General features: G+C 64.6%; 18 protein-coding genes. 12 read left to right on the top strand and 6 right to left on the bottom strand.

The annotated features are described in order from the left end of the window. The first annotated feature begins 81 nt into the window (after window positions 1-81). A complete protein-coding gene (locus L6639_RS31395) occupies window positions 82-1,047 on the top strand; it encodes a TAXI family TRAP transporter solute-binding subunit (protein ID WP_237865338.1) in 966 nt (321 codons plus the stop codon). A gap of 27 nt (window positions 1,048-1,074) precedes the next feature. Here L6639_RS31395 and L6639_RS31400 read toward each other — a convergent pair whose 3' ends face one another. From L6639_RS31400 to L6639_RS31410, 3 genes are all read right to left on the bottom strand, one after another. Next, the gene (locus L6639_RS31400; protein WP_237865339.1) at window positions 1,075-2,289 is read right to left on the bottom strand and encodes an ABC transporter substrate-binding protein; all 1,215 of its coding nucleotides are present in this window, start codon (window positions 2,287-2,289) and stop codon (window positions 1,075-1,077) included. Window positions 2,290-2,391: 102 nt separating this feature from the next. Beyond that, on the bottom strand, window positions 2,392-3,285 hold the full coding sequence (locus L6639_RS31405) for a helix-turn-helix transcriptional regulator (RefSeq protein ID WP_237865340.1): 894 nt from the start codon (window positions 3,283-3,285) through the stop codon (window positions 2,392-2,394). 9 nt (window positions 3,286-3,294) lie between these two features. Further along, entirely contained in the window at window positions 3,295-3,555 is a 261-nt protein-coding gene (locus L6639_RS31410) for a hypothetical protein (protein ID WP_237865341.1), read from the bottom strand. 126 nt (window positions 3,556-3,681) lie between these two features. On the opposite strand from L6639_RS31410, the gene L6639_RS31415 reads away from it, so the two are divergent. The 4 genes from L6639_RS31415 to L6639_RS31430 are packed head-to-tail and all read left to right on the top strand — an operon-like array spanning window position 3,682 to window position 8,811. Further along, window positions 3,682-4,515, top strand: coding sequence for an ABC transporter substrate-binding protein (locus L6639_RS31415; protein WP_237865343.1), 834 nt, complete (start codon window positions 3,682-3,684; stop codon window positions 4,513-4,515). 54 nt (window positions 4,516-4,569) lie between these two features. Next, window positions 4,570-5,676, top strand: coding sequence for a molybdopterin-binding protein (locus L6639_RS31420; protein ID WP_237865344.1), 1,107 nt, complete (start codon window positions 4,570-4,572; stop codon window positions 5,674-5,676). Window positions 5,677-5,689: 13 nt separating this feature from the next. Next, window positions 5,690-7,639, top strand: a complete 1,950-nt coding sequence (locus tag L6639_RS31425) for a molybdopterin biosynthesis protein (protein WP_237865345.1) — start codon at window positions 5,690-5,692, stop codon at window positions 7,637-7,639. Window positions 7,640-7,683: 44 nt separating this feature from the next. Then, entirely contained in the window at window positions 7,684-8,811 is a 1,128-nt protein-coding gene (locus L6639_RS31430) for an FAD-dependent monooxygenase (protein ID WP_237865346.1), read from the top strand. Here the strand turns inward: L6639_RS31430 and L6639_RS31435 are convergent. The 3 genes from L6639_RS31435 to fdhD form a co-directional block, all read right to left on the bottom strand. Then, complete coding sequence (locus tag L6639_RS31435; RefSeq protein ID WP_237865347.1) at window positions 8,778-9,023, bottom strand: hypothetical protein; 246 nt, start codon at window positions 9,021-9,023, stop codon at window positions 8,778-8,780. The two genes, L6639_RS31430 and L6639_RS31435, sit on opposite strands and share 34 nt — an antisense overlap. A gap of 70 nt (window positions 9,024-9,093) precedes the next feature. Beyond that, window positions 9,094-9,741 (bottom strand): molybdenum cofactor guanylyltransferase MobA, encoded by a 648-nt coding sequence (mobA, locus tag L6639_RS31440; protein ID WP_237865348.1) that lies wholly within the window; start codon window positions 9,739-9,741, stop codon window positions 9,094-9,096. Continuing rightward, window positions 9,731-10,621 carry a formate dehydrogenase accessory sulfurtransferase FdhD gene (gene fdhD / locus L6639_RS31445; protein ID WP_237865350.1) on the bottom strand — a complete coding sequence of 297 codons (891 nt, stop codon included), beginning with the start codon at window positions 10,619-10,621 and terminating at the stop codon, window positions 9,731-9,733. The genes mobA and fdhD overlap by 11 nt, the downstream gene beginning before the upstream one ends. Before the next feature lie 106 nt (window positions 10,622-10,727). On the opposite strand from fdhD, the gene mobB reads away from it, so the two are divergent. The 7 genes from mobB (at window position 10,728) to fdhF (ending at window position 19,892) form a co-directional block, all read left to right on the top strand. Continuing rightward, window positions 10,728-11,255, top strand: a complete 528-nt coding sequence (mobB, locus tag L6639_RS31450) for a molybdopterin-guanine dinucleotide biosynthesis protein B (protein WP_237865510.1) — start codon at window positions 10,728-10,730, stop codon at window positions 11,253-11,255. Between the two features lie 9 nt (window positions 11,256-11,264). Then, a complete protein-coding gene (locus tag L6639_RS31455) occupies window positions 11,265-12,521 on the top strand; it encodes a molybdopterin molybdotransferase MoeA (RefSeq protein ID WP_237865353.1) in 1,257 nt (418 codons plus the stop codon). 45 nt (window positions 12,522-12,566) lie between these two features. Continuing rightward, window positions 12,567-12,830: a sulfurtransferase TusA family protein gene (locus tag L6639_RS31460; protein WP_237865354.1), complete on the top strand. Its 264-nt coding sequence runs from the start codon at window positions 12,567-12,569 to the stop codon at window positions 12,828-12,830. 318 nt (window positions 12,831-13,148) lie between these two features. Further along, entirely contained in the window at window positions 13,149-14,801 is a 1,653-nt protein-coding gene (locus L6639_RS31465; RefSeq protein ID WP_237865355.1) for an OFA family MFS transporter, read from the top strand. An 89-nt stretch (window positions 14,802-14,890) separates the two neighbouring features. After that, window positions 14,891-15,169: a hypothetical protein gene (locus tag L6639_RS31470; protein WP_237865356.1), complete on the top strand. Its 279-nt coding sequence runs from the start codon at window positions 14,891-14,893 to the stop codon at window positions 15,167-15,169. A 248-nt stretch (window positions 15,170-15,417) separates the two neighbouring features. Then, window positions 15,418-17,127 carry an NADH-ubiquinone oxidoreductase-F iron-sulfur binding region domain-containing protein gene (locus L6639_RS31475; protein ID WP_237865360.1) on the top strand — a complete coding sequence of 570 codons (1,710 nt, stop codon included), beginning with the start codon at window positions 15,418-15,420 and terminating at the stop codon, window positions 17,125-17,127. Beyond that, window positions 17,124-19,892 (top strand): formate dehydrogenase subunit alpha, encoded by a 2,769-nt coding sequence (gene fdhF, locus L6639_RS31480; protein WP_237865362.1) that lies wholly within the window; start codon window positions 17,124-17,126, stop codon window positions 19,890-19,892. The genes L6639_RS31475 and fdhF overlap by 4 nt, the downstream gene beginning before the upstream one ends. Window positions 19,893-19,951 lie beyond the last annotated feature (59 nt).

Here is a 19,951-nt window from a genome sequence, read left to right on the forward strand (position 1 = left end):
TTGCGAGCATGCTTTCACAAAAACCGCCCGCTGCCTACATCGTCTCTGGTCGATGTTGACGCAGGCGCAGCCGGACCGATGATGAAATTCGCAATCGATATCCTTCTCGGTGCGGCGCTGCTGCTCAGTCCCGCTGCTGCTCAAACCGGAGGCAACGCCATTTCCACCACGACCATCAGTTTGGGCACCGCGACACCCGGCGGCGGCTTCCCGCTCTATGGCAACGCCTTCGCCGAGGTGATGAATGCGGCGGATGGCTCGCTCACCATCGCCCCGCGCAACACCAAGGGCAGCAACGAAAACATTCCGCTGCTGGAGAAGGGCGAGCTCGATCTCGCTTTGGTCGCGGGCGAGCCGGCCTATGAGGCCTTTGCCGGCATCGGCCGCGCGCCGGTCCGGCTGAAGATCCTCACCGCGATCTATTCCAACCCCGGCATGTTCGTGGTGCGCGCGGACAGTCCCTACAAGACGATCCGCGATCTCGTCGGCCAGCCGGTCGCGTTCGGCGCCAAAGGCTCCGGCCTGCCGATCCTGGCGCGCTATGTGCTCGATGGTCTCGGCCTGAAGCAGGACGACGACTTCAAGGCCATCTATCTCGATCGCGCCGGCGACGGCCCCGCGATGGTCGAGGATGGTCGCGTCGCAGCGCTGTGGGGCGCCGGCATCGGCTGGCCCGGATTTGCCGCGGTCGCATCGAGCGTGTCAGGCGCGCGCTTCATCGCGCCTGATGCCGAAGAGATCGCGCGCATCCGCGCCAAGCATGCGTTCCTCAAACCGCTGACCGTGCCGGCCGGCAGTTACTCGAAGCAGAGCGAGCCAATCGCCTCGCTCGGCTCCTGGAGCTTTGTGCTGACGCGCGAAGACCTGCCCGACGATGTCGCCTATCGTCTCGCCAGGACGCTGCACGGCGTCGAAGCAACCTTCTGCAAGAAGCTCGCGCAGGCGTGCGAGACCACGGCGGCAAACACTGTCGCCGCCGCGCCGAGGCCGGAGCTGATTCATGCGGGCGTGATGAAATATTATCGCGAGATCGGCGTGGTGAAATGACGGCCGCGGGAAGCGGCCGTCACGCTCTCACTTCTTCAGCATCGGACACGCCGGGTCGGGCGGGCCGAACGCCTTGTCGCCGGGAATCGTCGCGAGGATCTTGTAATAGTCCCACGGATATTTGCTCTCCTCCGGCGTCTTCACCTGCACCAGCCAGAGGTCGTGCACCATCAGATTGTCATCGCGAAGCTTGCCGTGGCGGGCGAAGAAATCCTCGACCGGCGTCTCGCGCATTTTCGCGGCGACCTTGAGCGGATCGTCGGTGCCGGCAGCCTTGATGGCGTTGAGATAGTGGATCACGCTGGAATAGACGCCGGCCTGCCACATCGTCGGCATCTTGTTCATCTTGGCGAAATAGCGCTTCGACCATTCGCGGGTCTTGTCGTCCATGTCCCAATAGAAAGAGGTCGTCAGCAACAGGCCCTGCGCGGCCTGCAAGCCGAGGCCGTGGATGTCCGTGATCAGCGCCAGCAGCGCCGCCATCTGCTGGCCGCCCTTGAACACGCCGAACTCCGAGCCGGTCTTGATCTCGTTCATGTTGTTGGGTGGACCTGCCGCAATGCCGATGATCTTGGCCTTGGAGGCCTGCGCCTGCAGCACGAAGGAGGAGAGGTCGGGCGTCGCCAGCGGCGGCTTCACCGAGCCCAGCACCTTGCCGCCATTGGCTGTGATGACGCTGGAGGCGTCGCGCTCGAGCGAGTGGCCGAAGGCGTAGTCGTCGGTGATGAAGAACCAGCTGTCGCCGCCGCGCTTGACCACGGCGTCCGCAGTGCCGACCGCGAGCGCACGGGTGTCGAACACCCATTGCATCGCATAGGGCGAGCAGAACTTGCCGTGGAAATCGGCGGTGCCGGTGGAGTGGGTGATGAACAGCCGCTTCTTCTCGTTGGCGATGTTCTGCACCGCAAGGCCCACGGCCGAGACCGGCACGTCGACGATCAGGTCGACCTGGTCGACGTCGTACCAGCGCCGCGCGATCGCAGCGCCGATGTCGGCCTTGAGCTGGTGGTCGCCGATTACGATGCTGATCGGCTTGCCGAGCACGGTGCCGCCGAAATCGTCGATCGCCATCTGTGCGGCCGTCACCGAGCCCTGGCCGGTCGGCGCGGAGGCCGGGCCGTTCATGTCGGTGAGCACGCCGATCTTGACGACGTCGTCGGACACCTGCGCCGTTGCGGCCCCCGATAGCAGAGCCGCCGTTAAGGCGGCCGCAACCGGCAGTCCAAATTTCATTGGATTCACGCTTGTCCTCCCCTGATCCGGCGCGTTGGCCGAAAGTTGCCTGCCGGGTACGGCCCGGCTGAATTGGTTTCTTTTGCAACTATTTGGGGGTGGGCGTCAATCTCAGGCCGCGAAGCGGATTTGGCCTGCGGGCGAGGGATCATATCCGGTCAGCTCCTCGGCGCGCTGCCGAAGCCGCCGTTCGCCGAGGAACCGGATCAGGGCCTGCATGGCGGGGCGGAAATAGCTGCGCTGCCGCATCGCAAGATCAAGATTCTCCCAGGCCAGCGGCACAAAATCGAGCCCAGCCGAGCGCGCCGCCGCGCGCGTCGCGACGCCGCAATCGGCCTGTCCGGCGCGGACCATCTCGGCGAGGTCGGGCCCGGTGAGGGCCGGCGTCTCCACCGGCCGCAGATCGCGCGTCGTGGCGTCGGCGCGCCTCAGCAGCATGTCGAGCAGCATCTGCGCGCCGGTGCCTTGCTGCCGCATCGCCATCCGCGCGCCGAGCGCGAGCACGTCGGAGAGCCCGTGCAGCCGATTCGGATTGCCGGGCGGCAGCACCAGACCCTGCTCGCGGCGCACGAAGGCGACAAGCAGCGCATCATGTAAGTCAGGCGCGTCCCGCAGCGCCGTCACGCTGGCGTCGGAGGCAAGGTTGCCCGCGGGATCGAGGCTGTGGAAGTGCACGGCGACCGCCATCACCTCGTCACGTTGCAGCCGCTCGAGCCCGCGCGCGCTGCCCTCGGTCATCGATCCGAGGCCCGAGCCGGATTCGCGAAGGCTCCAGTCGAGCAACTCGTCCTGGCTGCCGCCCACCACCGGCGGCGGCTCCGCCGTCAGCATGCCGGCCGGACGCGCCATGCCCGACAGGACCCAGAGATCGAGCTCGTGCCGCGGGAAGAGCCATTTGCCTGTCACCTTGGTGCAGGGGATCGCGCCGTTGGTGACGAGTTCGTAGAGCTTGCGCTCGCCGAGGCGGAGATAATCCGCGGCTTCACTGGTCGTCAGGAATTCCATCCTGCATTCCTATGCAAATTCTTGCTTCTTTTTGGCGTTCAACGCAGGTGGAATTCTGCACTTCGATTTTTGTCCGCGCGAACCATGCCCGATGAGCTCGTTGCTTTGCAACACATCCTGACACGTGTTTTGATTTTGGTTGACGATCTTGCGAGGCGCTGATGGTGCGGGCCTTGCGGCCATTGCGCGCGTGAGTGCAATCAACGTGCCGGTTGATTCATTGCCGAAATTTCCCGAATGATTCATGTCGCGCGGTGCATGGCGCGTCACGAGTCTGCCTTTCGGTAGTGGCCCTGGCCCAGCCTCTACCTGATGTTGCCGTCGCCGCGGCCATCTCCGTCACGAGTGCGGCGTAATCGCTCATCATGATCGCGTCGTTTTCGATAGGAACCCGTCATGGCCGTTCACCGACTGACCGTTGCATTTGCGCTGCTCTGCGGCCTCGCCGGGGTCGTCGCGACATCGTCTGCCGAGGAGCGCGGGATTGTCCTGGCCTCGACGACATCGACACAAGAATCGGGCCTGCTCGACTATTTGCTGCCCGTCGTCCGCGACAAGATCGGCATCGAGGTGACGGTGATCGCACGCCGGAGCGACGAGGTGCTCGACGGCGCGCGCCGGGGTGAGGCCGACGTGGTGTTGTTGCATGCCCGGCCGCAAGAGGAGAAATTCGTTGCCGATGGTTTTGCCACCAAACGGTACGACGTGATGTACAACGATTTCGTGCTGCTCGGGCCGAAGAGTGATCCCGCGGGCGTGAAGGGCAAGGACATCGCCACCGCGCTGAAAGCAATCGAGGCCAAGGGTGCGCCGTTCGTGACGCGCGGCGATCGTTCCGGCACCCACGCGGCGGAACTCGCACTCTGGATCGTTGCCGGCATCGACATCGCCAGCGCCAAGGGCGCCTGGTATCGGGAGAGCGGGCAGGGCATGACCGCGGCGCTCGACGCCGCGCGTACGGCGAACGCCTACATGCTCGCGGATCGTGCCAGCTGGATCTCGTACAGGGATCGTGGCGACCTCGACGTCATCGTCGAGGGTGACAAGCGGTTGCTCAACCAATATGGCGTGATGCTGGTGAACCCGGAAAAGTTTCCGGACGTGAAGAAGGATCTGGGCCAGACCTTCATCAATTGGCTGATCTCTCCAGAGGGGCAGGCGGCGATCGCCGGCTACAAGGTCGACGGGCAGCAGGTGTTCTTTCCGAACGCGGACAAATCGCGCGGCTGACGGCCGAAGTACGTGCGGTTGCCAAACCGCCCGATGCGTGGTCCATCATGAGGCATGCCCCAGCGCTTGCCGACCTCGCTGACGCCGCTCGCTACCGCGCTCGCTGCGCTGCTGCGCGGCGTCACCCCCGTCACAGTGCAGGAATTGCCGCTGATTGAAGCGGCCGGCTGTGCTTCCGCGGGCATGCCATTGCTGCCGGCCCATCCGCCGCGCGACATCGCTGCAGTGGACGGCTGGGCGCTTTGCGCCAGCGACCTCGTCGGCGCATCCTCCTATTCGCCGCTGCCTCTGGCCGGGCTTCCAGTGTGGGTCGAGGCCGGCGATGCGCTGCCGGCGGGATGTGATTGCGTGCTCGATGTCGACGTCATCGAGGTGTCAGGCCCGCTTGCCCAGGTCCTGGCAGAGGGCATTCCGGGACAGGGCGTTGCGCGTGCGGGCGGCGATGTCGCCGAAAGCACGCCTGCGGCCGCGGCGGGATGTCCCGTCGACGCGGCGGCTCTGCTGCTCGCGCGCGTTGCGGGTGCGGACAAGCTGAGTGTCAGGCGGCCGCGGCTGCGCATCGTCAACGTGCCGGGCCCAACTGTGACGCTGCAGATGATCGCCGACCTCGCAAGCGCGGCAGGATTGGATGTGAGCGCGCATGAAGCCACGTCGCGCGATGCGGCGTCGATCGCGGCGGCGCTCGATGTCTCGGCTTGCGATCTCCTGGTGACGATCGGCGGCAGCGGCGTCGGTCGCGCGGATGCCGCGGTGACGGCGCTGGCCGAGCGCGGGGCGAAGCTTGCCCACGGTCTTGCGCTCCAGCCTGGACGGACCGCAGCCGCTGGTCGGCTCGGAAGCATTCCCGTCGTCGTCTTGCCCGGCTCGCCCGCCCAGGCACTCGCAGTTTGGTTGGCGCTTGTGCTTCCGCTCATCGACAGAATGTCGGCGCGGCGGCCACGTCGCGCAGCGACCTTGCCGCTTGCGCGCAAGATCGCCTCCAGCGTCGGCATTGCCGAAATCGCGCTATTGGCGGAGGAACATAAAACGTGGATGCCGCTTGCCATGGGCGAATGGCCGCTGCACGCGATCGCCCGGTCCGATGCATGGCTGCTTATTCCCGCCGGCAACGAGGGATTTGCGGCGGGCGAGCCAGTCGATGCTTATTTGATGCGGGAATGATATGGGTTCCGGCATGACGATGATCCCGAAGCCACCAGATCGCAGCGCGCTCGAGCAGGAGCAATTCCTCAAAATCCTCTCGCGCGAGGAGGCGCTGGCGCGCTTCGACGCTGCGCTGTTTCCGCGTCCGATCCCGAATGAGGTCCGCAAGCTTGCCGGTGCACTCGACGCGCCCCTCGCCGAAGACATCACTGCACCAATCGACGTGCCGCCGTTCGATCGCTCCAATGTCGACGGCTTTGCCGTGCGCTCGGCGGATCTTTCAGTCGCTGGCGAAGGCGCGCCCGTGCGGCTGGCGCTGAACCGCGAGATCATTCACTGCGGCACCGCACCGATGCTGCAAGTGATGACAGGAACCGCAACGCCGATCGCGACCGGCGGCCCGCTACCGCGCGGCGCCGACGCCGTCGTCATGGTCGAGCACACCCAGCCGTCCGGCCTTGATGCGATCGATGTCCGTCGCGCAGTCTCGCCGGGGCAGTTCGTCTCGTACGCTGGCTCCGACATCGCGCGCGGCGAAGCGCTGCTGCGCGCTGGCACGATCATCGGCTCGCGCGAGATCGGCATGCTGGCGGCCTGCGGCATCGCAGAGGTGAGAATTGCACGGAAGCTGCGAGTTGCCGTGATCTCCACTGGCGACGAGCTCGTGCAGCCCGGCGAGGCGCTTGCGCCGGCCGCGATCTACGACACCAATGGTGCGATTGTCGCAGCTGCGATCAACGAGAATGGCGGCGAGGCGATATTGCTCGGCGCGATTCCCGACGATGAAGCCAGGCTGGAGGCCGCGATGCGCGAGGCGCTGGCCAATGCCGACATGCTGGTGCTGTCGGGCGGCACCTCGAAGGGCGCGGGCGACCTGTCGCATCGCATCATCGGCCGACTGGGCAAACCGGGGATTATCGCGCATGGCGTGGCGCTCAAGCCCGGCAAGCCGCTCTGCCTTGCGGTCTGCGACGGCAAGCCGGTGGTGATCCTCCCGGGCTTTCCGACCTCGGCGATGTTCACCTTCCACGACATGATCGTGCCGGCGCTGCGCAAGATGGCGGGATTGCCGCCGCGCGCCGATGCCAAGGTGAGCGCAACCGTGCCGGTGCGTATTGCATCCGAGCTGGGCCGCACTGAATTCGTGATGGTCTCGCTGGTCGAGGGCGAGGACGGGCTGATCGCCTATCCCTCCGGCAAGGGCTCCGGTGCGATCACGTCGTTCGCGCAGGCCGATGGCTTTCTGCGCATCGATGCGCTTGCCGACCAGATGCCGGCGGGGACGAATGCCGAGGTGACTCTGTTCACGCCGCATGTGCGGGTGCCAGATCTCGTCATCGTCGGCAGCCATTGCACTGGCCTCGATCTCGTGACTGCGCCGCTCGCCCATGCGGGCCTCTCCGTGCGCTCGATTGCCGTTGGCAGTCTCGGTGGCCTGGCGGCGGCCAGGCGCGGCGAATGCGATCTCGCGCCGATCCATCTGTTCGACGACAAGAGCGAGACCTACAACACGCCTTACCTCGTCGAGGGGCTCAAGCTCGTGCCGGGATGGCGGCGGATGCAAGGCATTGTCTTCCGCAAGGACGACAAGCGTTTTGAGGGGCTCGGCGCAAAGGAGGCCGTTGCTGCCGCGGTCGCCGACCCCGCCTGCATCATGGTCAACCGCAACCAGGGTGCCGGCACGCGTATCCTGATCGACCGGCTGCTCGGCGGCGCGCGCCCGGAAGGCTATTGGAACCAGCCGCGCTCGCACAACGCGGTTGCCGCGGCCGTCGCGCAGCACCGTGCCGACTGGGGCATGACCATCGCGCCGGTCGCCCATGCGGCCAATCTCGGTTTCATTCCGTTCGCGGAAGAGCATTATGACTTTGCCTTGGTGACGTCGCGCAAGCAGCGCCCCGCGGTACAGGCCTTCCTTGACGCCCTCGGCTCGGACGAGGCGCGCACGGCACTTGAGCGAGCGGGCTTCCGGCCCGCATAGACGACGCGGCATCCAAGCCGCGCGCGACACAGGGTGGGGACGCGATGGCAAGGCCGCTTTCGGTTGCGATTATTGGTGCCGGCATGGGCGGGCTCGCGACCGCCGCGGCGCTCAGGCGCGTCGGCATCGACGTGATGGTCTACGAGCAGGCCTCGCAGTTTGCCCGCATCGGCGCCGGAATTCAGATCGGCTGCAATGCGATGAAAGTGCTGCGGGCGCTGGGGCTAGAGAAGCGGATGCGCGAGCAGTCGTTCTATCCGCGCTCTTGGAATAACCGCCATTGGAAGAGCGGCGACATCAAGTTCGACATGATTTTTGGTGAAAGCGCGGAGGAGAGGTTCGGCGCGCCCTATCTGCTCGCACACCGCGGCGATCTCCATGCAGCGCTGGCGAGCGTGGTGCCGGAAGAGTGCATGAGGCTCAACCACAGGCTTGTCGGTCTCGATGAGACAAATGAGGGCGTCCGGCTCAGCTTTGCCAATGGCAGCAGCGCCGTTGCTGATGCTGTGGTCGGTGCGGATGGTGTTCATTCAGCCGTACGGGACATCCTGTTCAAGACAGCGCCGGTCAAATTCACCGGGCGCATTGCCTATCGCACCGTCTATCCCGCCGCACTGCTTGGCGAGAAAATCGACGATTGCACCAAATGGTGGGGCGAGGACCGCCATATCGTGATCTATTACGTGAAGCCTGACCGTAGCGAGGTCTATCTCGTCACCAGCCAGCCGGAGCCGGACTTCCGCATCGAGTCCTGGTCGGCGAAGGGGGACGTACAGGATCTGCGCGCCTCCTTCGAAGGCTTTCATCCGCAAGTCGGCAAGGTGCTGGCGGCATGTCCCGACGTGCACAAATGGGCGATCATGGATCGTGATGCGCTTGAGTGCTGGGCCGACGGCAAGGTGACGCTGCTCGGCGATGCCTGCCATCCGATGACGCCCTATATGGCGCAAGGCGCGGCCATGGCGATCGAGGACGCCGCGGTGTTGTCGCGCTGCCTCGACGGCATCGACCGCGACGGCGTCGCAGATGCCTTCCGCCGCTTTGAGGGGACACGCAAGGAGCGAACGACGCGAGTGCAGGAGACCTCGCGCGCCAATATCTGGCTGCGGGAGCGGACCGATACGAGTTGGGTTTACGGTTATGATGCCTGGTCGGTGCCGCTGGCGGCCTGAGCGGCCGCCTCGCGCGCCCGCTCTCGTTCCTCGGCTTCCGCAAGCGCGCGCTGCGCTGCGGGCGGCAGCGGCCTCGGGTCCGGCGGGACGTCGACGATTTTGTCGCTGCCCGTGGCTTGTTGGCTCAGCCGCTTGGTGCTGTCGATCGCTTTCGAGAGATCGAACACGAAGTCGACGACTGCGAATATGGCATTCAGAAGAGAGTCGGCCATGGCTGATCCGGAATGCACCCCGATCAGTAGTCGCAGCTCGTCTCGGTCCGGTTCGATGTCCCGTCAAATGCTAGAATGCCGCATCCAGCGCCGCGAGACGCTCGGCTTCCGTGATGTCCTCGACCGTGTTGGCATTGAAGAATGGATCGAGCGGCTCGACCGGCCATGTCACTGTCGCGAGCGGATAGCGCGCGGTCCAGCGATCGATCTTGCGGAGATCCTCGACCACCAGGGCGTGACGCAGCTCGTTGCGCAAGGCGACGCGCCACAGGCCGATCACCGGATGCGACTGGTCGCCTGATGCAGCTACGGCGAGCTGCGCATTTTCTTGCTCACGTGCTTCATGCAGGCGTGCGACGAGATCACGCGGCAGGAACGGACAGTCGCCGGCCGCGCTGAGTACCCATTCGATCTCCGGCCGATTTTTTGCAGTCCAGTCGAGCGCCGCGAGGATGCCAGCGAGCGGACCGGGGAAGCCGGGCACGTCGTCGGCGATCACCTGCAAGCCAAACGCAGCGAAGCGCGCGGGATCGCCATTGGCATTCAGGATCAACCCGTTGCATTGCGGCGAAAGGTGCGCGATCACGCGCTCCAGGATAGTGCGGCCGCCGATGGTCCGCATCGGCTTGTCGCCACCGCCCATGCGACGTGCAAGGCCGCCAGCGAGCAGCACGCCAAGAGTCGGTGGAACGCGCGTTGCCGGAATGTCAGTCGTCACCACTCTCGCCCTTGCGCTTGTGCCTCGCCGATTCCTCTTCGACGTAAGCGAGGTTCTGGTCGTAGACGATCCGCTCCTCGCCGGCGAGCGCGATGAAGCGTTTTCCGCGGGTGCGCCCGACCAGAGTCAGGCCCACTTGGCGTGCGAGATCGACGCCCCAGGCGGTGAAGCCGGACCGCGACACCAGGATAGGAATGCCCATCCGTACGGTCTTGATCACCATCTCAGAGGTGAGACGGCCGGTGGTGTACAGAATCTTATCGGAGGCATCGACGCCGTGGCGGTACATCCAGCCTGCGATCTTGTCGACCGCGTTATGGCGGCCGACGTCCTCAGTATAGCACAGCGGCTCACCCTCTTTGCACAGCACGCAGCCGTGGATCGCGCCGGCCTCGAGATAGAGCGATGGCATGGTGTTGATGGTTTGCGTCATCTGGTAGAGCCAGGAGGTGCGTAGCTCCGCCTTCGGCAGCGCGACACTCTCGACCGCTTCCAACAGATCGCCGAAGGCGGTGCCCTGCGCGCAGCCTGAAGTCTGCGTGCGCTTCTTGAGCTTCGCCTCGAAATTGGTGTGATGCTCGGTGCGCACCACCACGACCTGGAGGTCGTCGTCGTATTCGACCTCGGTAACAGCGTCATCATATTTCAGCATGTTCTGGTTCAGCAGATAGCCGAGAGCCAGATACTCCGGATAGTCGCCGATCGTCATCATGGTGACGATCTCCTGCGAATTCAGGTAGAGCGTCAGCGGCCGCTCCATCGGCACCTTGATCTCGACCCTGGCGCCGGTCTGGTCGGTCCCGGTCACGCTCTGGGTCAGGCGCGGGTCGTCGGGATTGGGGATAATCAGGGGCACCGGGGCCTTGTCGATCTTCATCATGGTCGCGACGTTAGCATGACATTCGCCTCAAGCCGATATAAGCATGCGCACGACGATGGAGAAGGCGGTTCCGGCGCGTCATGCTGCCGGCGGAGATCGAGTTGCGATGAAAGTCATCGGCCTTGCAGGCTGGAGCGGTGCGGGCAAGACCACGCTGTTGACGCGGCTGATCCCGCATTTCAACGCACAAGGCCTGCGCGTCTCCGTCATCAAGCATGCCCATCATCAGTTCGACGTCGATGTGCCCGGCAAGGATTCCTGGCGCCACCGCGAGGCCGGTGCGGCCGAGGTGCTGGTGGCATCGTCGAACCGCTGGGCCCTGATGCATGAGTTGCGCGGCGCGGCCGAGCCGCGGTTGCCGGAGCTTCTCAGCAAGCTGTCCGCGGTCGATCTCGTCATGGTCGAAGGCTTCAAGCGCGAGCCGCATCGCAAGATCGAGGTGCATCGCGCCGCCAATGCCAAGCCGCTGCTGTTCCCTGATGATCCCGGCATTGTCGGGATTGCGACCGACACTGCGGTTGAAACCCGGCTGCCGACTGTCCATCTCGATGATATCGAGGGTGTGGCGGCTCTCATGCTGCGTGCCGCGATACAGGTCGAGGATGCGATGGCAAGAAGCGCGGCGACGCGCTGACGAGGCACCATGGCGCAACTGTCGGATGATTGCTTTGCTTTCGGCGGACCGATGATGTCGGTCGATGAGGCTGTTGGCCTGATCACGACCCGCGTCCACGCGATTGCCGACCTCGAGACGGTGGCGCTCGGAGATGCCGACGGGCGCGTGCTGGCGCGCGATATCGCAGCGCCGCTGCCGTTGCCGCCCTTCACCAACTCTGCCGTCGACGGCTATGCCGTCGGCAACGCGGATCTCCCGCAAGCCAGGGAACAGGCGCTTCCGCTCGATGGTCGTATCCAGGCCGGCGGCGTTGCGCAGGCGCCGATCAAGCCCGGCCACACCGCGCGCATCTTCACGGGCGCGCCGATGCCGCCGGGGGCCGAGACCGTCTTCATGCAGGAAGATATCCGTATCGATGTATCAGGAAAGATCGTGCTGCCGCCCGGGCTGAAGTCGGGTGCCAATGTCCGGCCGGCAGGGGAGGACATCCCCATTGGCCATGTCGCGCTGCGGGCAGGCCAGCGACTGCGGCCGCAGCATGTTGCCCTTGCCGCCGCGTTTGGCCTTGTCAGGCTTGATGTCGTCAGGCGCATTCGCGTCGCCGTATTCTCGACCGGCAACGAGTTGGCCTCGCCCGGGGAGCCGCGTGCGGCCTCGCAGCTGTTCGACTCCAACCGTTTCATGCTGATGGCGATGCTGCGCCGCCTTGGCTGCGAGGTCTCCGATCTCGGCATTCTCCGCGACGAGCGTGCTTCGCTTGCCGGCGGGTTGAAGCAGGTTGCGGGCCACCATGATCTGATCCTCACCACCGGCGGCGTCTCGACCGGCGAGGAGGACCACGTCAAGGCGGCGGTCGAGAGCGTCGGCTCACTCGTGCTGTGGCGAATGGCGATCAAGCCCGGCCGGCCTGTTGCGATGGGCATCATCAGCGGCACGCCGCTGATCGGGCTGCCCGGCAACCCCGTCGCAAGTTTCGTCACATTCGTCCACGTGGTGCGGCCAACCGTGCTCGCACTCGCCGGCAGTCTGCCGGAGCCGCTATGGCCGATCCCGCTACGTGCGGCGTTCACCTACAAGAAGAAGCTGGGCCGCCGCGAATATGTTCGCGCCTCCTTGCGCCGCGCCCAGGATGGTGCGCTTGAGGCGGTCAAGTTCCCGCGCGAAGGGGCGGGCCTGCTGTCGTCATTGGTGGAGACCGATGGCCTCATTGAACTCGGCGAAAACATCACCCGCGTCGAACCCGGCGACAGCGTAGGTTTCCTGTCCTACGCCGATCTGCTCTGAGGTCCTCGCGTTGACGCAGTCGATCCCTCCCGCCATGTTGCGCCGATGACCAGAACGACACTTGATCTCACCGGGCTCAAATGCCCGTTGCCAGCCCTAAAGACGCGCAAGGCGCTGAAACCATTGCAGCCGGGCGATCAGCTCGAAGTCCACTGCACCGATCCCTTGTCGGTGATTGACATTCCGAACCTGATCCGCGAGACGGGCGACACGGTGGAGATCACCGAGCGCAATGAGGCGCGCATCGTGTTCTTGATAGAAAAGACGAATGGCTCGATAGCAAGTGCCAATGGTGCGCTGCGTTCTTAGGCGCGTTACCGCGCCGATACCGACCTTTTATCTATCGACATCGATCACGGCTTCTGCCCCAATTGACTTTGTCCGCGCGGGCGCGGAGGTTGAGTCTCGTCCGCGATGCGCGGAGCAGCGGGCCACGCACGAAGCCTGCAAACCGTATCGGGCATAGGGCCCCGGTCGAGGGGTTAACTTTTCAGACACGCGTGACGATCCTGGCGCGCGTCGGGTGATTGTGCGGAGCAGCAGGGACAACAGCTGCGCCGCGATGGGCTGAGGAACAGGATCGTAGCGGCAGTCTCGCTCAGAAGGGCGGCTGCAGGGGAGGTACGCATGACGACAATCGAGAGCGCTGGGAGGATTTCAGGCGCTGGCGCGGGAATTCTCGATCGCGAGCGAACGATCGCGACCGCGGGCTTCAATCGCTGGCTGGTGCCGCCGGCAGCGCTGTGCATCCATCTGTGCATCGGCATGGCCTATGGCTTCTCGGTGTTTTGGTTGCCGCTCTCGCGCGCGATCGGATTGACTGCGCCCAAGGCCTGCCCGGACATGTCGCTGTGGTCGGAGCTGTTCACCACCACCTGCGACTGGAAGGTCGCCAGTCTGGGCTGGATGTTCACGCTGTTCTTCGTCCTGCTTGGCGTCTCCGCCGCAATCTGGGGCGGTTGGCTCGAGCGGGCCGGTCCGCGCAAGGCCGGCTTCGTTGCCGCGCTTTGCTGGGGCGGCGGGCTCCTGGTCGGCGCGCTCGGCATCTACGTCCATCAACTCTGGATCATGTGGCTCGGGGCCGGCGTTATCGGCGGCGTCGGACTTGGCCTCGGCTACATCTCGCCGGTGTCGACGCTGATCAAGTGGTTCCCCGATCGCCGCGGCATGGCGACTGGCATGGCCATCATGGGCTTTGGCGGTGGTGCGATGATCGGCGCGCCGTTCGCCAATCTGCTGATCAACTACTTCAAATCGTCGACCGACGTCGGTGTGTGGCAGACCTTCGTCGTCATGGGCATCGTCTATTTCATCTTCATGACCATCGGTGCCTTCGCCTATCGCGTGACGCCGGCTGGCTGGCAGCCCGAGGGCTGGACGCCGCCGAGCGAAAAGAAGTCGATGATCACCGAGCATCACGTCCACCTCGACAACGCGCACAAGACGCCGCAGTTCTGGCTGATCTGGTGGGTGCTGTGCTTGAACGTGTCGGCCGGTATCGGCGTGATCGGCATGGCTTCGCCGATGCTTCAGGAAATCTTCGCCGGCAAGCTGATCGGGCATCCCGAACTCACCTTCAGCCAGCTCTCGGCCGATCAGAAGACCGTCATCGCCGGCATCGCGGCGGGCTTCGCCGGCCTGCTGTCGCTGTTCAACATTGGCGGTCGTTTCGTCTGGGCGTCGCTGTCGGACTATATCGGCCGCAAGAACACTTACTATACGTTCTTCATCCTCGGCATCGTGCTCTACGCACTGGCGCCGACCTTCGCGGCGATGGGCTCGAAGCTGCTCTTCGTGCTCGGCTTCGGCATCATCCTGTCGATGTATGGCGGCGGCTTCGCCACCGTGCCGGCCTATCTCGCCGACATGTTCGGAACGCAATTCGTCGGCGCCATCCATGGCCGGCTGCTGACGGCATGGTCGACCGCGGGCATCATCGGTCCCGTCGTGGTCAACTACCTCCGCGAGTTCCAGCTCGCGGCGGGCGTGCCGCGTGATCAGTTGTACAACACGACGATGTACATTCTCTGTGCGATGCTGATCGCGGGCATCATCTGCAACTACCTCGTCAAGCCGGTCAATTCGAGGTGGTATATGAGCGAGGCGGAGCTCGCGAAGTTGCAGGCGGCAAAGGCCGGCGCAGGTGCGGTCCAGACCGGCTCGTTCGGAATCGGCACCGGCGGCCTCGACGTCAAGGCCGCGCTGTTCTGGCTCTTCGTCGGCATCCCGCTGGCATGGGGCGTGTACAAGACGCTCGAGAGCGCGGTGAAGATCCTCTGATCGCAAGCCCACGACCGCGGGAGGCTGACGCCAGCCGCCCGCGGTGCTCACCTGACAAGCAATCGAGAATGGGACCTAGGGGGATTCTTATGCTTCGCACCCGTATCTGCCTTGCCGCCATGCTGCTGGCAGCAAGCTTTCATACCGCGTCGGCGCAGACTGCAGCGACACCGGCGCCTGCCGCGGCGACGACCGACGCAAAGCCGCCGGGCAAGATCAAGCTCACCATGCAGAAACTGAAAGAGATGAAGGCCAAGTGGTCGGCCAACAAGCCGAAGCTGAAGGCGTGCCGCTCCGAAGTGAAGGCCAAAGGACTGATCGGCGACGATCGCTGGTTCTACATCCAGGACTGCATGGAGAAGACCTGACGAGGTTCCGCGATCGACTTGCTTAGGGGGGCGTGGCAGGGCGGCTGCCCGCCCCCTAAATGATTATAGAGTCGTTCTAAATTTACTTGGCGTCTGGTATACCAGAGGCTAGAGTCGCCTGGAATGAGGCCTGATCTGCCGGGGTGCCGACGATGCGGTTCCCGATTGTCGGGCCTGGTAATAACGGCGGATCGCGATGGTTATCCAGCCTGAGATCATCGCGCTTTTGAGGAGAACGCGACGTTTCCATGAGCAGCAACGACGACGTTCACAAGGTCAGGGAATTCGAGCATCCGGGCGAAGGGCGCCGGCGCGCCAAGGCTACGCCCAAGGGCAGGCAAGTCGATCCGACCGCCTCGCATGAGATCGAGCAATTGCTCGGCGATCGCCCGCGGCGGCGCGATCTCCTGATCGAATATCTGCACCTGATCCAGGACACATTTCGCCAGATCTCGGCTGCGCATCTTGCAGCCCTTGCCGACGAGATGAAGCTCGCTTTCGCCGAAGTGTTCGAGACCGCGACCTTCTACGCGCATTTCGACGTCGTGAAGGAAGGCGAGCCTGACGTCGCTCCGCTGACGATCCGCGTCTGCGATTCGCTGACCTGCGCGATGCTCGGCGGAGAGAAGCTGCTTGAGGATTTGCAGAGCGCATCTGGCCCCGGCATTCGCGTCGTGCGCGCGCCCTGCGTCGGCCGCTGCGACACCGCGCCTGCCGCCGAAGTCGGGCACAATTTCGTGGATCATGCCACCGTTGCCAATGTAATGGCTGCGGCGAAGTCCGGCGACACGCATGCGCATCTGCCAAAGTATGTCGACTACGATGCCTATGTCGCGGGCGGCGGCTACAAGCTCCTCGGCCGCGTGCGCTCGGGCGAGATGTCGACGGACGATCTTCTGAAGGCGCTCGATGATGCCTCGCTGCGCGGCCTCGGCGGCGCCGGTTTCCCGACAGGGCGCAAATGGCGCGCCGTGTTGGGAGAGCCCGGACCGCGGCTGATGGCGATCAACGGCGACGAGGGCGAGCCCGGGACGTTCAAGGATCGCTATTATCTCGAAACCGATCCGCACCGCTTCATCGAGGGCATGCTGATCGGCGCGCATGTGGTGCAGGCCTCCGACGTTTACATTTATCTGCGCGACGAATATCCGGCCTCGCGCGAGATTCTTGAACGAGAAATCGCCAAGCTCCCCGCAGGCGGCCCGACGCTGCACATGCGCCGCGGTGCTGGTGCTTACATCTGCGGCGAAGAGTCTTCTCTGCTCGAGAGCATCGAGGGCAAGCGCGGCCTGCCCCGGCACAAGCCGCCTTATCCGTTCCAGGTTGGTCTGTTCGGCTTGCCGACGCTGATCAACAACATCGAGACGCTGTGGTGGGTACGCGACATTGTCGAGAAGGGCGCCGACTGGTGGAAGGGTAATGGTCGCCATGAGCGCCATGGCCTGCGCAGCTTCTCGGTCTCCGGCCGCGTCAAGAACCCGGGCATGAAGCTTGCACCCGCGGGCATCACCGTGCGCGAGCTGATCGACGAATATTGCGGCGGCATGGCCGACGGCCATCAGTTCTATGCGTATCTGCCGGGCGGCGCGTCCGGCGGCATCCTGCCGGCGTCGATGGACGACATCCCGCTCGATTTCGGCACGCTGGAGAAATACGGCTGTTTCATTGGCTCGGCCGCGATCGTGATCCTGTCGCAGAAGGACAGCGTGCGCGCAGCGGCACTCAACCTGATGAAGTTCTTTGAGGACGAGAGCTGCGGCCAGTGCACGCCGTGCCGGGTCGGAACCCAGAAGGCAGCGCAGCTGATGCAGAAGCCGGTCTGGAACCGCGCATTGCTGGAAGAATTGAGCCAGGCGATGCGCGATGCCTCGATCTGCGGGCTCGGACAGGCGGCATCGAATCCGCTGTCCTCCGTGATCAAATATTTCCCTGACGAGTTCAAGGAAGCGGCCGAATGACCAAGATTACGTTCGAGCTCGACGGCAAGCAGGTCGAGGCCAAGCCCGGCGAGACGATCTGGCAGGTTGCCAAACGGCAGGGCCGCGAGATTCCGCATCTCTGTTATTCGCCCGCGCCCGACTATCGCCCCGACGGCAATTGCCGCGCCTGCATGGTCGAGATCGAGGGCGAGCGCGTGCTCGCCGCGTCCTGCAAACGCACGCCGTCGGTCGGCATGAAGGTAAAGACGGAATCTTCGCGCGCGACTGCCGCGCAGAAAATGGTGATGGAGCTCTTGGTCGCCGACCAGCCGGCGCGCGAGACCTCGCACGATCCGGATTCCAAATTCTGGCACTGGGCCGAGACGACCGGCGTCACCGAGAGCCGCTTCCCTGCCGCCGAGCGTTGGGAGACCGATGCCAGCCATCCGGCGATGCGCGTCAATCTCGATGCCTGCATCCAGTGTGGCCTCTGCGTGCGCGCTTGCCGCGAGGTCCAGGTCAACGATGTCATCGGCATGGCTTATCGTAATCACGATTCCAAAATCGTGTTCGATTTCGACGACCCCATGGGCGAGTCGACCTGCGTTGCCTGCGGTGAATGCGTGCAGGCCTGCCCGACCGGCGCCTTGATGCCCGCTGTGATGCTCGACGACAAGCAGACCCGCGTGACCTACGCTGACAAGAAGGTGGATTCGCTCTGCCCGTTCTGCGGCGTCGGCTGCCAGGTCACCTATGAGGTCAAGGACGAGAAGGTGATCTACGCCGAGGGCCGCGATGGTCCGGCCAATCACAATCGTCTCTGCGTCAAGGGCCGCTTTGGGTTCGACTACATCCACCATCCGCATCGCCTGACCAAGCCGCTGGTGCGGCTGCCGAATGCGAAGAAGGATTCCAACGATCAGGTCGATCCTGCTAATCCGTTCACGCATTTCCGTGAAGCGAGCTGGGACGAGGCGCTTGACATCGCCGCCAAGGGTCTCCTCAAGATCCGCGATGAGAAGGGCGTGAAGGCGCTCGCCGGTTTCGGTTCGGCCAAGGGTTCGAACGAAGAGGCGTATCTGTTCCAGAAGCTGGTCCGCACCGGCTTCGGGTCAAACAATGTCGACCACTGCACGCGCCTTTGCCACGCCTCGTCGGTCGCCGCGCTGTTCGAAGGCCTGAGCTCGGGCGCGGTGTCGGCGCCATTCTCCGCGGCGATGGACGCGGAAGTGATCTGGGTGATCGGCGCCAATCCGACGGTCAACCACCCGGTCGCGGCCACCTTCATCAAGAACGCGGTCAAGCAGAACGGCGCAAAGCTGTTCGTGATGGATCCGCGCCGGCAGTCGCTGTCGCGTCACGCCACCAAGCACCTGCAGTTCAAGCCCGGCTCAGACGTCGCCATGCTGAACGCGATGATCAATACGATCATCACCGAAGGCCTGACCGACGATCAGTACATCGCCGGCTACACCGAGGGGTTCGAGGACCTCAAGGAGAAGATCAAGGAATTCACGCCGGAGAAGATGGAGCCGATCTGCGGCATCCCGGCGCAGACGCTGCGCGAGGTGGCGCGCACCTACGCGCGCGCGAAATCCTCGATCATCTTCTGGGGCATGGGCATCAGCCAGCACGTCCACGGCACCGACAATGCGCGCTGCCTCATTGCGCTGGCGCTGATCACCGGCCAGGTCGGCCGCCCGGGCACCGGCCTGCATCCGCTGCGCGGCCAGAACAACGTGCAGGGCGCCTCCGACGCCGGCCTGATCCCGATGTTCCTGCCGGACTACCAGCCGGTCGGTCGCGACGATCTGCGCGGCAGCTTCGAAAAGCTCTGGCAGCAGGATCTCGATCCCGTGCGCGGCCTGACCGTGGTCGAGATCATGAACGCGATCCATGCCGGCGAGATCAAGGGCATGTATATCGAGGGCGAGAACCCCGCGATGTCCGATCCTGATCTGCAGCATGCGCGCCAGGCGCTCGCGATGCTCGACCATCTCGTGGTGCAGGATCTCTTCGTCACCGAGACCGCGTTCCACGCGGACGTCATCCTGCCGGCCTCGGCCTTTGCCGAGAAGGACGGCTCCTTCACCAACACCGATCGCCGCGTGCAGCTCGCGCGCCAGGTGATCAAGCCGCCCGGCGATGCACGGCAGGATCTCTGGATCATCCAGGAGATCGGCAAGCGCATGGGCCTGCCGTGGAATTATTCCGGTCCGGGCGAGGTCTACACCGAGATGGCGGAGCTGATGCCGTCGCTCAAGAACATCAGCTGGGAGCGGCTGGTGCGCGAAGGCGCCGTCACCTATCCGGCCGATGATCCCAACAAGCCCGGCAACGAGATCATCTTCACCACGGGCTTCCCGACCGCGAGCGGCCGCGGCAAGATCGTGCCGGCCAAGGTCATTCCGCCGGATGAACTGCCGGACGACGAATATCCGATGGTGCTTTCGACCGGCCGCGTGCTGGAGCACTGGCACACCGGCTCAATGACCCGCCGCGCCCAGGTGCTCGACCAGATCGAACCCGAGGCGGTGGCGTTCATGTCACCAAAGGACATGCGCAAGAAGAAGCTCGTGCCCGGCGACTTCATCCGTCTGGAGACCCGCCGCGGCGCGGTCGAGGTCAAGGTGCGGTCGGACCGCGACGTGCCTGAAAACATGGTGTTCATGCCGTTCTGCTACGCCGAAGCGGCTGCGAACCTTTTGACCAACCCGGCACTCGATCCATTCGGCAAGATCCCCGAGTTCAAGTTCTGCGCGGCGAGGGCCGAGCGCGCGGAGATGCGGGACGCGGCGGAGTAGGGCTCGGCCGTCGTTTTGGTGGCAAGGTGCCGCCAAGCTCGTGCTGTCGTCCCGGCGAA

Source organism: Bradyrhizobium zhengyangense (assembly GCF_022012555.1).
In the GTDB taxonomy this organism is placed as follows: domain Bacteria; phylum Pseudomonadota; class Alphaproteobacteria; order Rhizobiales; family Xanthobacteraceae; genus Bradyrhizobium; species Bradyrhizobium zhengyangense.